The organism is Pseudomonas lundensis, from assembly GCF_002269125.1.
GTDB lineage: Bacteria > Pseudomonadota > Gammaproteobacteria > Pseudomonadales > Pseudomonadaceae > Aquipseudomonas > Aquipseudomonas lundensis_A.
On sequence record NZ_NQKI01000038.1, the window covers coordinates 16,881 to 32,399 of the forward strand.

Below are 15,519 nucleotides of genomic sequence, written 5' to 3' on the forward strand. Positions count from 1 at the left end.
TTGCAGGCGCACGTGCGCGCCTGCAAGGGGAGTTCAGGTCAAGACAACTCGGCCACCGCAGGCCGGGTTTGTCGGTTTTTCGCGTAGGCAGCACCGGCAATCATTGCCACCAAAATCCCCGCCAACACCAACGATGATCCGACTGTACCGAAATCGAGACCGCCCTTTTCATGGGGTTTGGTCAGGAAGTCGCCCAACGTCGCGCCGAACGGCCGCGTCAACACGAACGCCACCCAAAACAGCACCACCGAAGAGATACGGGTGAAGTAGCGTGCCAGTACCACCAGCCCGATGGTTGCACCGATAAACAGCGCTCCGCCCGCAAATCCCAGCCCGGAATCGTCTGCCAAGTAATCGCCCAATGCAGTGCCCAACGTGTTGGAGAGCAAAATCGCCATCCAGTAGAACAACTCACCCCGTGGCGTCTGCACGTTGTTGACGTTGAGGGACTCACCACTCCATTTCCACAACGCAAAAATCGCCACCAGGATCGACACCAGGATCAATGACCCCGAGGCGTAGCCCAGGCCCAATGTGCGGTCCATGAAGTCGGACAGGGTGGTGCCTGCCGTGCTGGTGGACAGAATCACCAGCCAATACAGCACAGGGTTGTAGGTTTTGGAGAACAACTGAGTCAGCAAGGTCAGGACAAACACACTGAGCAACAGCATTGAACTGACGGCATACCCCACATTCAAGGTCATCGACAGCAAGTCACCGGCGGTTTCGCCCAACGTGGTGGCGCAGATTTTCATCACCCAGAACGCGAGGGTGATCTGTGGAAGTTTATTCATTCGGGTCAACGCTCCAGGGGGACAAAGCAATTATTGAGTCTGCTTTTTATGCCCGGAGAAGCCTGAGCGGCAGCCCGTGAAAAATAGGTAATGCGCAAATGAAAAAGGCATCCACAAATAAGAATTAAACGTATTAATTGTCAGTTAATTCCCACGCGACACACTCCTTCCTACATTCAGCTCTGCTCCGATGATTGAGGCGCCTTGGGTTAATCGACCCTGAAGCCGCGCTCGACATTCTCGAGGAACGCCCAAATACATCTAACAAATAGATATTTAAGCGCTATTTTTTGCGCTTTTTAATCTATTTGATGGGAGTAATCTGAACCTATCGAAACACAACAACCCAGACACGCAACAAGGAGCACAACCATGAAAACCCGAATGATCCTCGCCACCACCCTCTCTGTACTGGCTTTGAATGCGTTTGCAGCAGACGGTTACGACCGTACCCACTCTTCGAGCTTTGCTGAAGACGGCTACAGCCGCACCGGCTCGGCCGCTGTTGCAGCAGATGGCTACGACCGCACCCACTCCTCAAGCTTTGCTGAGGACGGTTACAGCCGCACCGGTTCGGCCACGTTTGCCGCAGATGGCTATGACCGTACCCACTCCGCCAGCTTTGCCGAAGATGGTTATGACCGCACTCAAGGCGCGCGCTTTAGTTGATCAGCGCTCGCCGATGACGAGCGCACGAGGCGCGTCCCTGAAAAGGGACGCCCGAGAATGGATTCAAGCTTTGTCATTGAGGCCAATGCCTAGCACTATAGGGGCTCTCTAACTCAGTCGTTTGCGGATGCTTGTGATGCCTGACGATATCCATTTCTACGAACCCTCCAAAGGCCACGGCCTGCCCCACGATCCGTTCAATGCCATTGTCGGGCCGCGTCCGATTGGCTGGATTTCATCGCAGGACGCCGAAGGTCGTCTCAATCTGGCGCCCTACAGCTTCTTCAACGCCTTTAATTACATTCCTCCGATCATCGGGTTTTGCAGCGTGGGGCGCAAAGACAGCCTCAACAACATTGAGCAAACCGGTGAATTCGTCTGGAACCTGGCCACGCGCCCACTGGCCGAAGCCATGAACCAGAGCTGTGCGATGGTCGGGCCCGACGTCAATGAGTTTGAATTGGCAGGCCTGAGCACCGCTGCTTCACGGGTGGTGAGCGTGCCGCGCGTGGCGCAAACGCCGGTGTCGTTTGAATGCAAAGTGACGCAGATCGTGCAACTGCAACGCGCCGACCAGCAATTGGTCCCGAGCTGGCTGATTCTCGGCGAGGTGGTGGCGGTGCATATCGCCAAACACCTGCTCAAAGACGGGATCTATGACACCGCCGCCGCCGAACCGATTTTGCGTGGTGGCGGCCCGGCAGATTACTTCCAGTTAGGCGCCGAAGCCCTGTTCAAAATGCACCGCCCAACCTGATTACCAAACCAGCTCGGCGTCTTCATTGACGCCCTGCAGGGCTGCAAGTTGTTGCTCGGCGGCGGCATCGGCCGCGGTCGCGGTGGTAAAGGTCTGCTCGAGCAAGATTTTGTGAAAGCGAGGGGCTCCACCTTCATACAAGGCTTTGACCGCAATCGCTGCGTGGTAAACCCCCGGTTCTACAGGCACCACCGCCGATACCGCCTCAAATTTTTCAAATGCTTTACGCGCCATGTGTGTAATTCCGGCCTGTGAAAAGGCGGCATTCTACCCGCTTACCCGGCGCGTTTCTGCACACGGCTCCAGACCTCGTCACAGCCGCTCTGGAAATCGAGACGGTCGATCACCCGGGTGTGCACCAGCACGCTGTAGACCTCCATCAGCGGGGACTTAAAGTACGCCAACATCGACGCCTCATCCTGCCAATACCCTGCGACATGCCAAAGCAACGGTTCGCTGCGCGATTGCTGCAACGCAACGTGCAGGCAGCCAGGCATCTGCAGCGTGGGCTCAATCAGTTGGCTCAGGCAGGCCTCGACGCGGGCCGAACAACCTGCGTGGGCACGAACCCAGGTCGTGTGACTGGCAACAGTGGACTGGGGCATGGTGACCTCCAAAAATCTGAGGGGCGTGAGGGGAGGCTCAAAGCTTACGGTGGGTCTGTGCCGCACGGTTAGTCGATTCCTGCCCCGGCCTTGCACGATTCTGCATAACCTTAGCGTTCCAACCGCCTCACGCCATCCTGCGCAACCGCGTCAGGTATAGCGGTTTCAAGCAAACCCGCGCCTTGTTTACAACGCTTTCGTCGCCCGCCGTGAAGGCCGCGACAGGATCAGGCAAGGCTGCGGCAGAAATCAGCTACCCCTTGGGCTTGCACAAATCTAAGCTATGGCCCCATCGCCGCCGCCACGAGGACACGCCCCCATGTCAACGCTGCAACCGCCCATGGCCGCACTCGATGCCGCGCTGGAAGAAAAACGCGTAGAACTGGCTGACCTCATTTATCGCCACACCCGCGAAGACGGCACCTGCGCCACGGGGGTCGACGCGCTGTTCATGTCGCGTTACAGCGAGTCCAGCGACTTCTCCCCAAGCTTGCCGCAACCGGCCCTGTGCATCCTCGCCCAAGGGCGCAAGGAGGTGCGCCTGGCAGATGAATATTTCGCCTACGATCCGCTTCATTATCTGGTGGTGTCGGTGTCAATGCCGATCAGTGGCCGTGTGGTGGAAATATCCCCGGAACGTCCGGTGCTGGCGTTGCGCCTGGATATTGATCCGATGGAAATCTCCACCCTGATCAGCGAGGCCGGGCCGATTGGCGTGCCGTCGCGGCCTGCCGGGCGCGGGGTGTATGTCGAACCCATCGATCAAGTCATGCTCGATGCCCTGCTGCGCCTGACCCGATTGCTGGACTCGCCCCGCGATATCGCCATGCTCGCGCCGCTGATTCGACGCGAGATCTTGTACCGCTTGCTGCGCAGTCCTTTGGGCTACCGACTGTACGAAATTGCTACCGAAAACAGTCAAACCCACCGGGTGAGCCGTGCGATCTCATGGCTCAACGGCAATTTCCAGCAACCGTTGCGCATTGACGACCTGGCCCGTGAAGCCAACCTGAGCGTGTCGACCCTGCACCACCGTTTCAAAGCCATGACCGCCATGAGCCCGCTGCAATACCAGAAGCAGCTGCGCCTCAACGAGGCCCGGCGCCTGATGCTCTGCGAAGGGCTCGACGCGTCGGCGGCAGGATATCGCGTGGGGTATGAAAGCCCATCGCAGTTCAGCCGCGAGTACAGCCGTCAATTTGGCGCGCCGCCGGTGCGGGATCTGGCGCGCTTGCGCATGAGCCTATAGGGCCATCGTTCGCTGCCACTGATTCGCGTCGATGCCGATCACCGTCGGCCCAGTACCCTCGGCTTCAATAGCCGACGGTGAAACGTTGACGGGAATGGGCGGGATGCTCGACTTCATCGAGCATGGCGATGGCGAAGTCCGCGAAACTAATCCAGCTTTTGCCGTCATCGCCGATCAGCAGGTGGTCGTTGCCCAAGCGGAATGTTCCGGTGCGCGGACCCTCTACAAATTCGGCCGATGGCGACAGGAAGGTCCAGTCCAGGTCCTGTTCCTTGCGCAAGGTTTCCAGATACACACCCCCCGCACTGGCCTCTGGCTTGTAGGCCTCCGGGAAGTCCTTGCTGTCGATGACCCGGGTGTTATCCGGCAGTAACAGCGAACCCGCGCCCCCCACAAACAACAAGCGCTTCACGCCTGCCTTTTTCACCGGTTCGATGATGGCCTGAGCGGGCAAGGTCGAAAAATGCGCGGCGCTTAACACCCCATCACTGCCTGCAACCGCTTCTTGCAGGGCATGGGCATCATTGACATCCACATCCAGGGTGACCACGTTTTCACGGTGGCCGATTTTTGAGGCGTGACGCGCAATGGCGATCACGCTATGACCACGGCGCAGGGCTTCTTCCAGCAGTTGGCTGCCTGCACGTCCGGTGGCACCGATAATTGCAATTTTGCTCATGAGGTTCTCCTGTGGAATGGACAGATTTCACTAAAGGCTTCAATCACCACTTCATTTCGCCTTTGGCCACTTTGGCGCTCAGTTCCAGCGAAGACTCTTCAGCCAGATCCGGGTAACGCTTTTTCATTGCTGCGATCAGTTCAGCCGAGTCCTTGGCTTTGAGGGTCTCTTCATCAAACGCCTTGATGTAATCGCGGGTGAAGTGCACGGCATCGATCGAACGATCGTTCTCGCCCAGGTAATGGCCAGGCACCACAACGCCGGGTTGCAGGCTGTCGATGCGCTTGAGGGTGGACAACCACTGTTTGTGGGACTGAGGCGTTTGCGTGTCAGCCATCCACACGTGAATGTTGTCAGCCACTACCACCCCGCCCACCACGGCCTTGAGCGACGGAATCCACACAAAGCTGCGGTCCGGCTGCTTGCCGTTCAGCCCGATCACCTCCAGATCGCGGCCTTCCAGTTGCAAGCTATTGCCGTTGAGCACCTGCGGCACAATCAATTTTACGGGGGCATCAACGCCCATTTGCGGGCCCCAGAATGCCAGTTTGGCATCCTTGGTTTTGTTGATGTGTTCCACCGTAGGGGCGGAGGCCAGCACGGTGGCGTCGGGGAAGGCATCTGTCAGTGTTTGCAGACCGAAGTAGTAGTCCGGGTCGCCGTGGCTGATGTAGATGGTGGTCAGGTGCTTGCCGCTGGCGCGGATCTTGTCCACCACGTGCTGCGCCTGAGCTTTGCCGAATTTCGCATCGATCAGAATGGCGTCTTTGTCGCCGCTCACCAGCACCGACGACACCGGGAAAATCGCCGCGGCGCCCGGGTTGTACACGTCCAGCGTGAGGGGTGCAGGCGCTGCAGCGGCTTGCGCAGCAAAGCCCAGCGCAACGACGCCAAGGAACAGGCGACGCAAGGTTGAAAATCCATTCATGGGCTGTTTCCTGAATAAGAGGCCGTTATAGGCGATGAACACAGCTTAGTAGCCCGATCAGCGTTAAAAAATGCGATGCTGCGACATAGTTTGTTTCAGAAACCGGGCAGATCATGGACCGTCTTAATGCAATGCGCGTGTTTGTCACCGTGGTCGACCTCGGCAGTCAGTCAGCCGCCGCTGATCACCTGGACCTGTCGCGGCCGGTGGTGTCGCGCTATTTGGCCGAGCTTGAAGCGTGGGTGGGCGCACGTCTGCTGCATCGCACCACGCGCAAACTGAGCCTCACTGCTGCCGGTAATGAAACGCTGCCGCGCTGTCGACAGATGCTGACACTGTCCGAGGATTTGCAGGCCGCCGTGACCACGGCCGGGGATGCGCCTCGGGGCCTGTTGCGCATCAGCGTCAGTACGTCATTCGGGCAAGCGCAACTGGCAGCCGCCGTGACCGACTATGTGCGCCTCAACCCCGGCGTGACCATTGACCTGCAAATGCTTGACCGCACGGTAAACCTGGTGGACGAGCGCATTGACCTCGCCATTCGCACCAGCAGGGAGCTGGACCCCAGCCTGATTGCCCGCAAGTTGACCGTTTGTCGCTCGCTGCTGTGTGCTTCGCCCGCGTATCTGCGCGAGCATCCGGCGCCCGTACAGGTGGATGACTTGAGCCAGCACAATTGCCTGACCCATACCTATTTCGGCAAAAGCCTGTGGCATTTCACCTGTGATGGCGAGGAGGTGTCGGTGCCGGTGCAAGGCAACATCAGCGCCAACGAAGCCAGCACCTTGCTCAGCGCCACACTGTCTGGTGCGGGGGTTTCACTGCTGCCCAGCTATCAGGCCGGGGAGCACGTGCTTCGCGGGGATCTGGTGCGCTTGTTGCCCGACGCCGAACCCCGGGTGATGACTATTTACGCGGTCTACGCCTCGCGCAAACACATGCCCAGCGCGTTGCGCAGCATGCTGGACTTTCTGGCGGCGCGCTTTACCCCCGAGCCATCGTGGGACAAAGGACTGTAAGAAGTAGTCCGTTTGAGGGATGAAGGCTTACAGGTGCAGTCGTACAACTGGTGTGGCAAGTCCGAGGGTCTGAACTAGCCTGAAAAGTGTGACGTCTAGGTATCAGGAGATGACTGCCATGACCACGAAAACAAAAACCAGATGCATGACCGCGTTTGTTGTATTTGCTGCCGCTGTACTGTTTGCCAGTGCTTGTTACCGCGCTGAGCAAACCCGCCTCTCCCCTCGATTTACCGCCAGTTGCCAGGGCGAGCATTGCAATTCGTTGAATGCAGCATTCAGCGCGTTGAGATAAAAAATCGGTGCAGCCGTTCATGAACTGACGACTGCGCCTTTTTTTGCGCCTGTTCGTTAGCGAGCTATCCAGTACACTGGGCGGCATTCCGCCACAGGCCGCTGCGCCTGTGCCTTTGCGCCCACAGGTGTATTGATGACCAGCCTCAACCAACCCGCCACGTCCAAACCCGCCATTCGCAGCATCCTTGTGGCCTTGATGCTGGCCATTTTCCTTGGCGCGTTGGATCAAACCATCGTTGCCGTGTCCATGCCTGCCATCTCGGCCCAGTTCAAGGATGTCAGCCAACTGGCGTGGGTGATTTCCGGCTATATGGTGGCCATGACCGTGGCCGTGCCGATTTACGGCAAGCTCGGGGACTTGTACGGCAGACGCCGCCTGATGCTGTTCGGCATGGGGCTCTTCACCCTGGCGTCGTTGTTTTGCGCAGTGGCGCAGAACATGGAGCAACTGGTACTGGCGCGGATCATTCAGGGCATTGGTGCGGGCGGCATGATCTCGGTGAGTCAGGCAATCATCGGTGACATCGTGCCACCGCGCGAACGCGGCCGTTATCAGGGTTACTTCAGCGGCATGTACGCCTTAGCCAGTGTCGCCGGGCCCGTGCTGGGCGGCTTCATGACGCAATACCTGTCGTGGCGCTGGGTGTTTTGGATCAACCTGCCGCTGGGGCTGGTGTCGTGGTGGATTGCCTATCGCACCCTCGTGGGCCTACCCATTGGGCAGCGCAAGCCAATTATTGATTACCTGGGCACGGTGTTGATGATTGTCGGCCTGACCTCACTGCTGCTGGGCATTACGTTTGTCGGTCAGGGGCACAGCTGGCGCGGCGACCACGTGCTGATGTTGCTGGGCGTGGCCGTGTTTGCCCTGCTGTTGTTTGTCTGGCACGAACGCCGTGCGCGCGAGCCGTTGCTACCGATGCATTTGTTTGCCAATCGCACTGCCGTGTTGTGCTGGTGCACGGTGTTTTTCACGAGCTTTCAGGCCATCTCGCTGGTGGTGTTGATGCCGTTGCGTTACCAAAGCATCACCGGCGCCGGGGCAGACAGTGCGGCACTGCACTTGTTGCCGCTGGCAATGGGTTTGCCCATTGGCGCGTATGTTGCCGGGCGCATGACCTCCGTGACCGGGTATTACAAACCGATGATTCTCGGCGGCGCAGCGCTGATGCCGTTCGCCATTTTGGGCATGGCTTACAGCCCGCCGGGCGCAGAAACCGTGAGCGGGGTGTTCATGCTATTGAGCGGGATCGCTTCAGGCATGCAATTTCCTACCTCATTGGTGGGCGCGCAAAATTCCGTGACGCAACAGGATATCGGCGTGGCCACCAGTACCACCAACCTGTTTCGTTCGCTGGGGGGCGCCGTGGGAGTGGCCTTGATGTCAGCACTGCTGCTGGCGTTGCTGCATGACTCGCTAAGCACCCCGATCATGGGACGCCCGCTACTGGGGGAAGGCAGTTCGGGGAATGTGCTGCTCGATGGCCTGAACGCGGTGCAAGGCCCGGCGCTGGACAACCTGCGTGCCGAGCTGCAAATCACTTTTCGCCATCTGCTCAGCATCAGCGCCGCGTTTTCGCTGCTGGGCCTGGGCGCGGCGCTGGCAATGCCCAATCAGGTGCTGCGCGGGCGCGAAGACAAAGCAACGTAGCACCCGCAGCCCTTGCGTTATTTAGCGCTGATTTGCTTTTGCAGGTTCTGGATCTGGCTTTGCAACGTGTTGATGTTGCGCGTCACTTGCCCGCGGAACAGGTCAAACTCGGCAGTGCTGCCTTGAGCCGGGGCGGCGGCCGGGCGGGTTTCCAACTCACTTTTAAGGACTAGCAAATCCTGCTCCAGGCGCTGGATGGCAGCAGCCGGATTGCCCTGCTTTTTCAGTGTGGCCACGTCGGCGCTCACGCTTTTGAGCTGCGCGTCCAGCTTGCCCTGCTCGGCCACGGTGGCTTTAAGGGTCGCCAGTTCCGTGCCCAGTGCCTTCACCTCGGTACTTAACTGGGTGTTGCTCGCCTGCTGGGCCGAGACCTGCGCCAACAGGGCCGCATTGATCTGTTCAAAGCGTTTGTCCAGTTCCCCTTGCTGACCGGCCACCGCGCCTTGCTGTTGCTGGTGCTGTTCAAGGAGTTTGTCTTCGAGTTGCTTGATCTGCAATTTCAGGGCTTCGCTGCCGCTGTTGATCGTGGACTCACTGGCCACCACTTTGCCCGATATGTCCTGCAGACGGCCTGCGGCTTCTTCGCTGATGCGGGCAAAACTCTCCTGAGTCGCCACCAGCTGTTGCTCCATCATCGACAACTGCTGAAAGCTCCACCACGCCAGCCCGGCGAACGCCAGCAGAACGGCTCCGAGCAGTGCCCATAGCGGGGCGGTTGTGGGGGCTTTGACTTGGATCACGGGCGTGTCGCGCGAATACACCGTGGTGCGTTCACGGGCGGCTGCGGTTGGGGGCAGTTGATCGTGGTCGTCGACCGTGGCTCGCAGGGTCGGGACATCATCGAAGTCGTCGCGGGCATCGTTACGCATGGCAAACCTTATTTAAAACCTGAGTGAAAGCTGAATGGCGCGAGTATAAACCTCAGACTCACGCCCTGATCGTCCTTGAACCTTCGTCAGGTTCATCGGTATTACGGGTAGTTAACGGTAAGGCGATTCCTGGGCCTTCCACCAGCCACAGAATTCATCGAGTGCCGCCCACAGCGAGACTTTGGGGTCGTAGTCCAGATAATGCCGGGCGCGGCTGATATCGAGGGTGAAATCTTTGTTCATTTCCTGGGTGCGCAGGCGCGTGCGCGTTGGCTCGGGCTGGCCGGGCCACAGTTTACAGGCGACTTCACTGAGCGCACTCATGCTGTAGGCCGCCGCGTAGCCCCGATACCGCGTCACCTGAGCCACGTTCATTTGCCGCATCACGTAATTGACCACGTCCCAGAAGGGAATCGGCGCGCCATTACTGATGTTGTACGCCTTGCCCAAGGCAGATCCGGCGGCCAGCAGGCTGCTGAGCAACGCTTCATTGAGATTTTGCACGCTGGTGAAATCCACTTTGTTCAGGCCGTTGCCAATGATCGCCAGACGCCCTTTGCGCTGCTGTTGCAGCAAACGCGGGAACAGGCTCATGTCGCCAGCACCCGTGACCATGCGCGCGCGCAAGGCAATCACTTCCAGTCCGAACTCCTGGGCGCCAAAGACTTTTTGCTCGGCCAGGTGTTTGGTCACGGCATAGGTATGACTGAAGCGCTTGGGCACCTGCTCTTCCGTCAGGCCCACATGCGAGCGACCGTCGAAATACAGCGACCCCGAAGACAAGTGCACCAGCCGCCGCACACGTTGTTTCAAACAGGCTTCGACCACGTTTTCGGTGACCAGCACATTGTCACGCTGCAAGTCTTGCGTGCGCCCCCAGGCACTGACGGCGCCCGCGCAGTGCACCACGGCGTCAATGTCGACGCACAGGTCACGCACCAGCAAGCCATCGGTCAAATCACCCGGGATAAATTCAGCCCCACGCCGCACCAGGTGTTCAACACCGTCGGCACGACGCCCGCTGACCCGTACGTCAAAGCCCTGCTCCAGGGCAAAACGCGCAAAGCGTCCGCCAATGAAGCCGCTTGCGCCGGTGACCAGAATCTTCATGAATCGCTCCAAATGCTCTAATGCGTGCTGCCTGCTGTTTGAACGCCTGGTGTCAGGCCAAAGGCACTAACCAGCGTGACGCCGACCGCGATAAATGTTCGGTCAGTTGCCCCAGCAGTTGTCCACCATTACGCCAATGATGCCAGTACAGTGGCACGTCGATCGGTTTATCTGGCAAAAGCTCTACCAGTGTTCCGCTTTCAAGTTGTTCACGCACCTGTAATTCAGGCACCAATCCCCACCCGAGCCCAGCTTCGGCCAGGCGGATAAAGCCTTCGGAGGACGGGCACAAGTGGTGTTCGAAACCGCCGTCTACGCCCAATAAAGCCAGATAACGGTGTTGCAGGAAATCGTCCGGGCCAAACACCAAGGCCGGGGTCTTGGGCAGCAATGCGGCACGTACGCCATCGACAAAATGCCGGGCAATGAATGCAGGGCTGGCCAGCGCGCGGTAACGCATGGCCCCCAATAACACACTTCGGGCCCCTGCCACTGGCCGTTCGCTGGCACACAAACAGGCGGCCACTTCACCTGCGCGCATGCGTTTGAGGCCCACGGTCTGATCCTCGACCACCAAATCCAGCAGCAGATGGTGCTCCGCGCAAAAATCCCCCACCGCCGGCGCCCACCAGGTCGCCAGGCTGTCAGCATTCAAGGCGATGCGTAGACGCTCCGGCAGCCCTTCGTCGTCCAGCGCCGGCACACTGCTTTGCAGGTCGCGCTCCAGCAAGCGCACTTGCTGGACATGGTTAAGCAAACGGCGGCCGATTTCAGTCGGACTGGGCGGTGTGGCACGCACTAGTACGGGCTGACCAATACGCGCCTCAAGCAGTTTGATGCGCTGGGAGATGGCCGATTGTGACAGCCCCAACACCTGTGCAGCCCGTTCAAATCCCGCCTGCTCCACCACCGCTGCCAGGGCGGAGAGTAATTTATAGTCGAACATCAGTTTTCCTAATGAGCGATCAGCAATATTGGTTTTTCTTATACAGCTAACACCCCGAGAATAGCCAGCAGCACACCTCTTCTCCCGCTGTAGTTCGATGAGTAATTCTTATGTGGCAAAGCTACCTCAACGGCCTGCTGGTCGCGTTCGGCCTGATTATGGCCATCGGCACTCAAAATGCATTTGTACTGGCGCAAAGCCTGCGCCGTGAACACCACTTGCCCGTCGCCGCCTTCTGTGTGATCTGCGACGCCCTGCTCGTCGCCGCCGGGGTGTTTGGGCTGGCCACGATTCTGGCGCAAAACCCGCTGCTGCTCAGCGTCGCCCGCTGGGGGGGCGCGGTGTTCCTATTGTGGTACGGCACCCAGGCATTGCGTCGCGCTTTTTCGAGTTCCAGCCTTGAACACTCGGCCAACCAGACCGCCCGTTCGCTCAAAGCCGTTATGCTCAGTGCTTTGGCGGTCACATTGCTCAACCCGCACGTGTACCTCGACACCGTGCTGCTGATCGGCTCGCTTGGCGCACAACAAAGCGTGCCCGGTGCCTATGTGATTGGCGCCGCCAGTGCCTCGTTGTTGTGGTTTTTCACCCTGGCCCTTGGCGCGGCCTGGCTGGCACCGTGGCTGGCACGTCCCGGAACCTGGCGTCTTCTCGACCTGCTGGTGGCGGTAATGATGTACGCCGTGGCCGTGCAATTGATCGTGGTCGGGTGATCAAATGCCCGGCAAACAAGGCCGGGCAAGAACCATCGAGTTTTTTCATCAATCGCGCCGGAACCTCTATTCCACACAGTTGTTGCGTGGTTAAGCCGCCACCCCGGTGCTATGATCCTGCCCCTGCGCCACAAAGAGTAAAAACTCATCGGCGCGTGTTTGGCCGCCCGTGATCGGCCTTGCGCTCATCGCAACTGACCTGATTAGGAGAATCACCATGGCTTTCGAATTGCCGCCACTGCCGTACGCACACGATGCCCTGCAGCCGCACATCTCCAAAGAAACCCTGGAATATCACCACGACAAGCACCACAACACCTACGTCGTGAACCTGAACAACCTGGTACCAGGTACAGAATTCGAAGGTAAAACCCTGGAAGAGATCGTCAAGACCTCTTCGGGCGGCATCTTCAACAACGCAGCTCAAGTGTGGAACCACACGTTCTACTGGAACTGCATGACGCCAAACGGTGGCGGCCAGCCAACCGGCGCACTGGCTGACGCGATCAACGCTTCGTTTGGCTCGTTCGACAAGTTCAAAGAAGAGTTCAGCAAAACCTCCATCGGCACCTTCGGTTCCGGCTGGGGCTGGCTGGTGAAAAAAGCTGACGGTTCCCTGGCCCTGGCCAGCACCATCGGCGCCGGCAACCCGCTGACCAGCGGCGACACCCCGCTGCTGACCTGCGACGTTTGGGAACACGCTTACTACATCGACTACCGCAACGTACGTCCTAAGTATGTTGAAGCGTTCTGGAACCTCGTTAACTGGAGGTTCGTGGCCGAGCAGTTCGAAGGCAAAACCTTCACTGCGTAACCACGTCGCCAGACAAAAAAACCCGGCATTGCCGGGTTTTTTTTCGCCACGCGAAAGTTGCGACGTCGCTGGCCCCAAAGCGCACGCCAGCTAGACTCACACCACAGAAATTATCTTCGCTCCGTGCTCAAGTTCCGCACCGGCAAGACCGACACAGTGTGCACAGCGTTACCGATTAACGTTTTAAAGGCGAAGAGTGTCCGCGAGGGATTACCCACAGTCATGGCTACTTGATATCATCCGCCAGAAACAAGGAAGCGCTCTTTGAAGCTGGAACTCAAAAACAGCTTGTCAGTCAAGTTGCTCCGGATCGTGTTGCTCTCGGCACTGATCGTCGGGGTGGTATTGAGCTGCGCGCAAATTGTGTTCGACGCCTACAAGACCCGGCAGTCGATCAACAACGACGCCGAGCGCATCCTCGACATGTTTCGCGACCCCTCCACCCAGGCCGTCTACAGCCTGGACCGGGAGATGGCGATGCAGGTCATCGAAGGTTTGTTTCAGGACGACGCGGTACGGCAGGCCTCCATCGGCCACCCCAAAGAAACCACGCTGGCCGAGAAAACCCGGCCCTTGCGAGAAGCAACCAGTCGTTGGCTGACGGACGTGTTCCTGGACAAGGAGCGCACATTTGTCACACCACTGGTGGGTCGCGGGCAGTACAGCGAGTACTACGGCGACCTGACCATCACCCTCGACACCGCCAACTATGGCGACGGGTTTCTGATCAATTCGGGCATTATTTTCATTTCGGGCGTCCTACGCGCCTTGTTGATGGGGCTGGTGCTGTACCTGATCTATCACTGGCTGCTGACCAAGCCCTTGTCTCGCATGATCGAGCACCTGAGTACCATCAACCCGGACCGCCCCAGCCAGCATTTGCTGCCGTTGCTCAAAGGCCATGAGAAAAACGAATTGGGCATCTGGATCAACACTGCCAACCAGTTACTGACGTCGATAGAACGCAATACCCACCTGCGCCACGAAGCCGAAAACACGTTGCTGCGCATGTCGCAGTACGACTTTCTCACCGGGCTGCCCAATCGCCAGCAATTGCAAACCCAGCTCGCCAAGATCCTGTTCGATGCCGGTCGCCTGCAACGCCGGGTGGCGGTGTTGTGCGTGGGGCTGGATGACTTCAAAAGCATCAACGAACAACACGGGTATCAAACCGGCGACCAACTGCTGATGGCTGTGGCTGACCGGCTGCGTGCACACAGCGGTCGGCTGGGCGCGCTCGCCCGCCTTGGCGGTGACCAATTTGCCCTGGTGCAGGCCGATATCGATCAGCCCTATCAGGTCGCGGAGCTGGCGCAGAGTATTCTCGACGACCTCGAAACCCCGTTCCTGCTGGCAGAGCAATCGATCCGGCTGAGGGCAACCATCGGTATCACGCTCTTCCCTGAAGACGGCGACTCCAGCGAAAAACTGCTGCAAAAAGCCGAACAAACCATGACCCTGGCCAAGTCGCGTTCGCGCAGCCGCTATCAGTTCTACATCGCCAGTGTCGACACTGAGATGCGCCGTCGACGCGAGCTGGAAAAAGACCTGCGTGACGCCTTGCAGAGTAACCAGTTGTACCTGGTTTACCAGCCGCAGATCCGCTACAGCGACCATGAGGTCGTGGGTGTTGAAGCGCTCTTGCGCTGGCAGCACCCCATTCACGGCATGGTGCCGCCGGATTTGTTTATCCCGCTGGCCGAGCAAAACGGCAGCATTATCGCTATTGGTGAATGGGTACTGGATCAAGCCTATCGCCAATTGCGCGAATGGCACGATCAGGGGTTCACCGAGCTGCGCATGGCGGTCAATCTGTCGACCGTGCAGCTGCACCACGCTGACCTGCCGCGAATGGTCAACAACCTGCTGCAAATCTATCGTTTGCCACCCCGCAGCCTTGAACTGGAAGTCACTGAAACCGACCTGATGGAAGACATCAGCACGGCCGCGCAACACCTGCTCAGCCTGCGTCGCTCCGGCGCCCTGATCGCCATTGATGACTTCGGTACCGGGTATTCATCGCTCAGTTACCTCAAAAGCTTGCCACTGGACAAAATCAAGATCGACAAGAGTTTCGTGCAGGACCTGATTGACGACGACGACGATGCCACCATCGTGCGGGCCATCATCCAGCTCGGCAGAAGCCTGGGCATGCAGGTAATTGCCGAAGGTGTCGAAACCGTTGAGCAGGAAATGTATGTCATCAACGAAGGCTGTCACGAGGGCCAGGGCTACCTGTACAGCAAACCTCTGCCAGCGCGGGAGTTGAGCATTTTTCTGAAGCAGGGCCAGCGCAACAATGCCGCCATTATGTAAATCCATATTTCAGGATTCGCGGTGTAACCGGGTTAGAAAGACGTAAATAGGAAATATTTACAACGCTAACCCTTTACACAAAATGCAAATCTTTCGCATCATG

General features: G+C 58.6%; 17 protein-coding genes. 9 read left to right on the plus strand and 8 right to left on the minus strand.

Going from position 1 to position 15,519, the window contains the following annotated elements; translation table 11 throughout:
* Window positions 1–38: 38 nt before the first annotated feature.
* Window positions 39–794, minus strand: coding sequence for a COG4705 family protein (locus CJF39_RS19010; protein WP_094994827.1), 756 nt, complete (start codon window positions 792–794; stop codon window positions 39–41).
* A gap of 372 nt (window positions 795–1,166) precedes the next feature.
* Between CJF39_RS19010 and CJF39_RS19015 the strand changes: the two genes are divergently transcribed.
* Both CJF39_RS19015 and CJF39_RS19020 read left to right on the plus strand, forming a co-directional pair.
* Window positions 1,167–1,463, plus strand: coding sequence for a hypothetical protein (locus CJF39_RS19015; protein WP_094994828.1), 297 nt, complete (start codon window positions 1,167–1,169; stop codon window positions 1,461–1,463).
* Window positions 1,464–1,599: 136 nt separating this feature from the next.
* A complete protein-coding gene (locus tag CJF39_RS19020) occupies window positions 1,600–2,220 on the plus strand; it encodes a flavin reductase family protein (protein ID WP_094994829.1) in 621 nt (206 codons plus the stop codon).
* Here CJF39_RS19020 and CJF39_RS19025 read toward each other — a convergent pair whose 3' ends face one another.
* The gene (locus tag CJF39_RS19025; protein WP_094994830.1) at window positions 2,221–2,454 is read right to left on the minus strand and encodes a hypothetical protein; all 234 of its coding nucleotides are present in this window, start codon (window positions 2,452–2,454) and stop codon (window positions 2,221–2,223) included.
* 41 nt (window positions 2,455–2,495) lie between these two features.
* Window positions 2,496–2,825 carry an antibiotic biosynthesis monooxygenase family protein gene (locus tag CJF39_RS19030; protein WP_094994831.1) on the minus strand — a complete coding sequence of 110 codons (330 nt, stop codon included), beginning with the start codon at window positions 2,823–2,825 and terminating at the stop codon, window positions 2,496–2,498.
* A gap of 319 nt (window positions 2,826–3,144) precedes the next feature.
* On the opposite strand from CJF39_RS19030, the gene CJF39_RS19035 reads away from it, so the two are divergent.
* The gene (locus tag CJF39_RS19035) at window positions 3,145–4,074 is read left to right on the plus strand and encodes an AraC family transcriptional regulator (protein ID WP_094994832.1); all 930 of its coding nucleotides are present in this window, start codon (window positions 3,145–3,147) and stop codon (window positions 4,072–4,074) included.
* A 64-nt stretch (window positions 4,075–4,138) separates the two neighbouring features.
* Here the strand turns inward: CJF39_RS19035 and CJF39_RS19040 are convergent, their stop codons facing one another.
* Together CJF39_RS19040 and CJF39_RS19045 are read right to left on the minus strand one after the other, a co-directional pair.
* Entirely contained in the window at window positions 4,139–4,753 is a 615-nt protein-coding gene (locus tag CJF39_RS19040) for an NAD(P)-dependent oxidoreductase (protein WP_094994833.1), read from the minus strand.
* 43 nt (window positions 4,754–4,796) lie between these two features.
* Window positions 4,797–5,681 carry an MBL fold metallo-hydrolase gene (locus CJF39_RS19045; RefSeq protein WP_094994834.1) on the minus strand — a complete coding sequence of 295 codons (885 nt, stop codon included), beginning with the start codon at window positions 5,679–5,681 and terminating at the stop codon, window positions 4,797–4,799.
* A 113-nt stretch (window positions 5,682–5,794) separates the two neighbouring features.
* Here CJF39_RS19045 and CJF39_RS19050 point away from each other — a divergent pair, with 113 nt between their 5' ends.
* From CJF39_RS19050 to CJF39_RS19055, 3 genes are all read left to right on the plus strand, one after another.
* The gene (locus CJF39_RS19050) at window positions 5,795–6,700 is read left to right on the plus strand and encodes a LysR family transcriptional regulator (RefSeq protein ID WP_094994835.1); all 906 of its coding nucleotides are present in this window, start codon (window positions 5,795–5,797) and stop codon (window positions 6,698–6,700) included.
* A gap of 118 nt (window positions 6,701–6,818) precedes the next feature.
* The gene (locus CJF39_RS23085) at window positions 6,819–6,995 is read left to right on the plus strand and encodes a hypothetical protein (protein WP_156425770.1); all 177 of its coding nucleotides are present in this window, start codon (window positions 6,819–6,821) and stop codon (window positions 6,993–6,995) included.
* A 135-nt stretch (window positions 6,996–7,130) separates the two neighbouring features.
* Complete coding sequence (locus CJF39_RS19055; RefSeq protein WP_094994836.1) at window positions 7,131–8,648, plus strand: MDR family MFS transporter; 1,518 nt, start codon at window positions 7,131–7,133, stop codon at window positions 8,646–8,648.
* Window positions 8,649–8,665: 17 nt separating this feature from the next.
* Here the strand turns inward: CJF39_RS19055 and CJF39_RS19060 are convergent, their stop codons facing one another.
* The 3 genes from CJF39_RS19060 to CJF39_RS19070 all read right to left on the minus strand — a co-directional run bounded on the left by CJF39_RS19060 (window position 8,666) and on the right by CJF39_RS19070 (window position 11,573).
* Entirely contained in the window at window positions 8,666–9,517 is an 852-nt protein-coding gene (locus tag CJF39_RS19060; RefSeq protein WP_094994837.1) for an ATPase, read from the minus strand.
* 111 nt (window positions 9,518–9,628) lie between these two features.
* Window positions 9,629–10,627 carry an NAD-dependent epimerase/dehydratase family protein gene (locus CJF39_RS19065; protein WP_094994838.1) on the minus strand — a complete coding sequence of 333 codons (999 nt, stop codon included), beginning with the start codon at window positions 10,625–10,627 and terminating at the stop codon, window positions 9,629–9,631.
* Between the two features lie 52 nt (window positions 10,628–10,679).
* Window positions 10,680–11,573 (minus strand): LysR family transcriptional regulator ArgP, encoded by an 894-nt coding sequence (locus CJF39_RS19070; RefSeq protein WP_094994839.1) that lies wholly within the window; start codon window positions 11,571–11,573, stop codon window positions 10,680–10,682.
* Window positions 11,574–11,683: 110 nt separating this feature from the next.
* Between CJF39_RS19070 and CJF39_RS19075 the strand changes: the two genes are divergently transcribed.
* From CJF39_RS19075 to CJF39_RS19085, 3 genes are all read left to right on the plus strand, one after another.
* Entirely contained in the window at window positions 11,684–12,286 is a 603-nt protein-coding gene (locus tag CJF39_RS19075) for a LysE/ArgO family amino acid transporter (protein WP_094994840.1), read from the plus strand.
* Window positions 12,287–12,503: 217 nt separating this feature from the next.
* Window positions 12,504–13,100 (plus strand): superoxide dismutase, encoded by a 597-nt coding sequence (locus CJF39_RS19080; RefSeq protein ID WP_094994841.1) that lies wholly within the window; start codon window positions 12,504–12,506, stop codon window positions 13,098–13,100.
* Window positions 13,101–13,364: 264 nt separating this feature from the next.
* Window positions 13,365–15,416: a putative bifunctional diguanylate cyclase/phosphodiesterase gene (locus tag CJF39_RS19085; RefSeq protein WP_094994842.1), complete on the plus strand. Its 2,052-nt coding sequence runs from the start codon at window positions 13,365–13,367 to the stop codon at window positions 15,414–15,416.
* Window positions 15,417–15,519 lie beyond the last annotated feature (103 nt).

Coding starts and splice junctions, on each gene's coding strand:
- CJF39_RS19010 (WP_094994827.1), bottom strand. CDS start 794: ATGAATAAACTTCCACAGATCACCCTCGCGTTCTGGGTGATGAAAATC.
- CJF39_RS19015 (WP_094994828.1), top strand. CDS start 1,167: ATGAAAACCCGAATGATCCTCGCCACCACCCTCTCTGTACTGGCTTTG.
- CJF39_RS19020 (WP_094994829.1), top strand. CDS start 1,600: ATGCCTGACGATATCCATTTCTACGAACCCTCCAAAGGCCACGGCCTG.
- CJF39_RS19025 (WP_094994830.1), bottom strand. CDS start 2,454: ATGGCGCGTAAAGCATTTGAAAAATTTGAGGCGGTATCGGCGGTGGTG.
- CJF39_RS19030 (WP_094994831.1), bottom strand. CDS start 2,825: ATGCCCCAGTCCACTGTTGCCAGTCACACGACCTGGGTTCGTGCCCAC.
- CJF39_RS19035 (WP_094994832.1), top strand. CDS start 3,145: ATGTCAACGCTGCAACCGCCCATGGCCGCACTCGATGCCGCGCTGGAA.
- CJF39_RS19040 (WP_094994833.1), bottom strand. CDS start 4,753: ATGAGCAAAATTGCAATTATCGGTGCCACCGGACGTGCAGGCAGCCAA.
- CJF39_RS19045 (WP_094994834.1), bottom strand. CDS start 5,681: ATGAATGGATTTTCAACCTTGCGTCGCCTGTTCCTTGGCGTCGTTGCG.
- CJF39_RS19050 (WP_094994835.1), top strand. CDS start 5,795: ATGGACCGTCTTAATGCAATGCGCGTGTTTGTCACCGTGGTCGACCTC.
- CJF39_RS23085 (WP_156425770.1), top strand. CDS start 6,819: ATGACCACGAAAACAAAAACCAGATGCATGACCGCGTTTGTTGTATTT.
- CJF39_RS19055 (WP_094994836.1), top strand. CDS start 7,131: ATGACCAGCCTCAACCAACCCGCCACGTCCAAACCCGCCATTCGCAGC.
- CJF39_RS19060 (WP_094994837.1), bottom strand. CDS start 9,517: ATGCGTAACGATGCCCGCGACGACTTCGATGATGTCCCGACCCTGCGA.
- CJF39_RS19065 (WP_094994838.1), bottom strand. CDS start 10,627: ATGAAGATTCTGGTCACCGGCGCAAGCGGCTTCATTGGCGGACGCTTT.
- CJF39_RS19070 (WP_094994839.1), bottom strand. CDS start 11,573: ATGTTCGACTATAAATTACTCTCCGCCCTGGCAGCGGTGGTGGAGCAG.
- CJF39_RS19075 (WP_094994840.1), top strand. CDS start 11,684: ATGTGGCAAAGCTACCTCAACGGCCTGCTGGTCGCGTTCGGCCTGATT.
- CJF39_RS19080 (WP_094994841.1), top strand. CDS start 12,504: ATGGCTTTCGAATTGCCGCCACTGCCGTACGCACACGATGCCCTGCAG.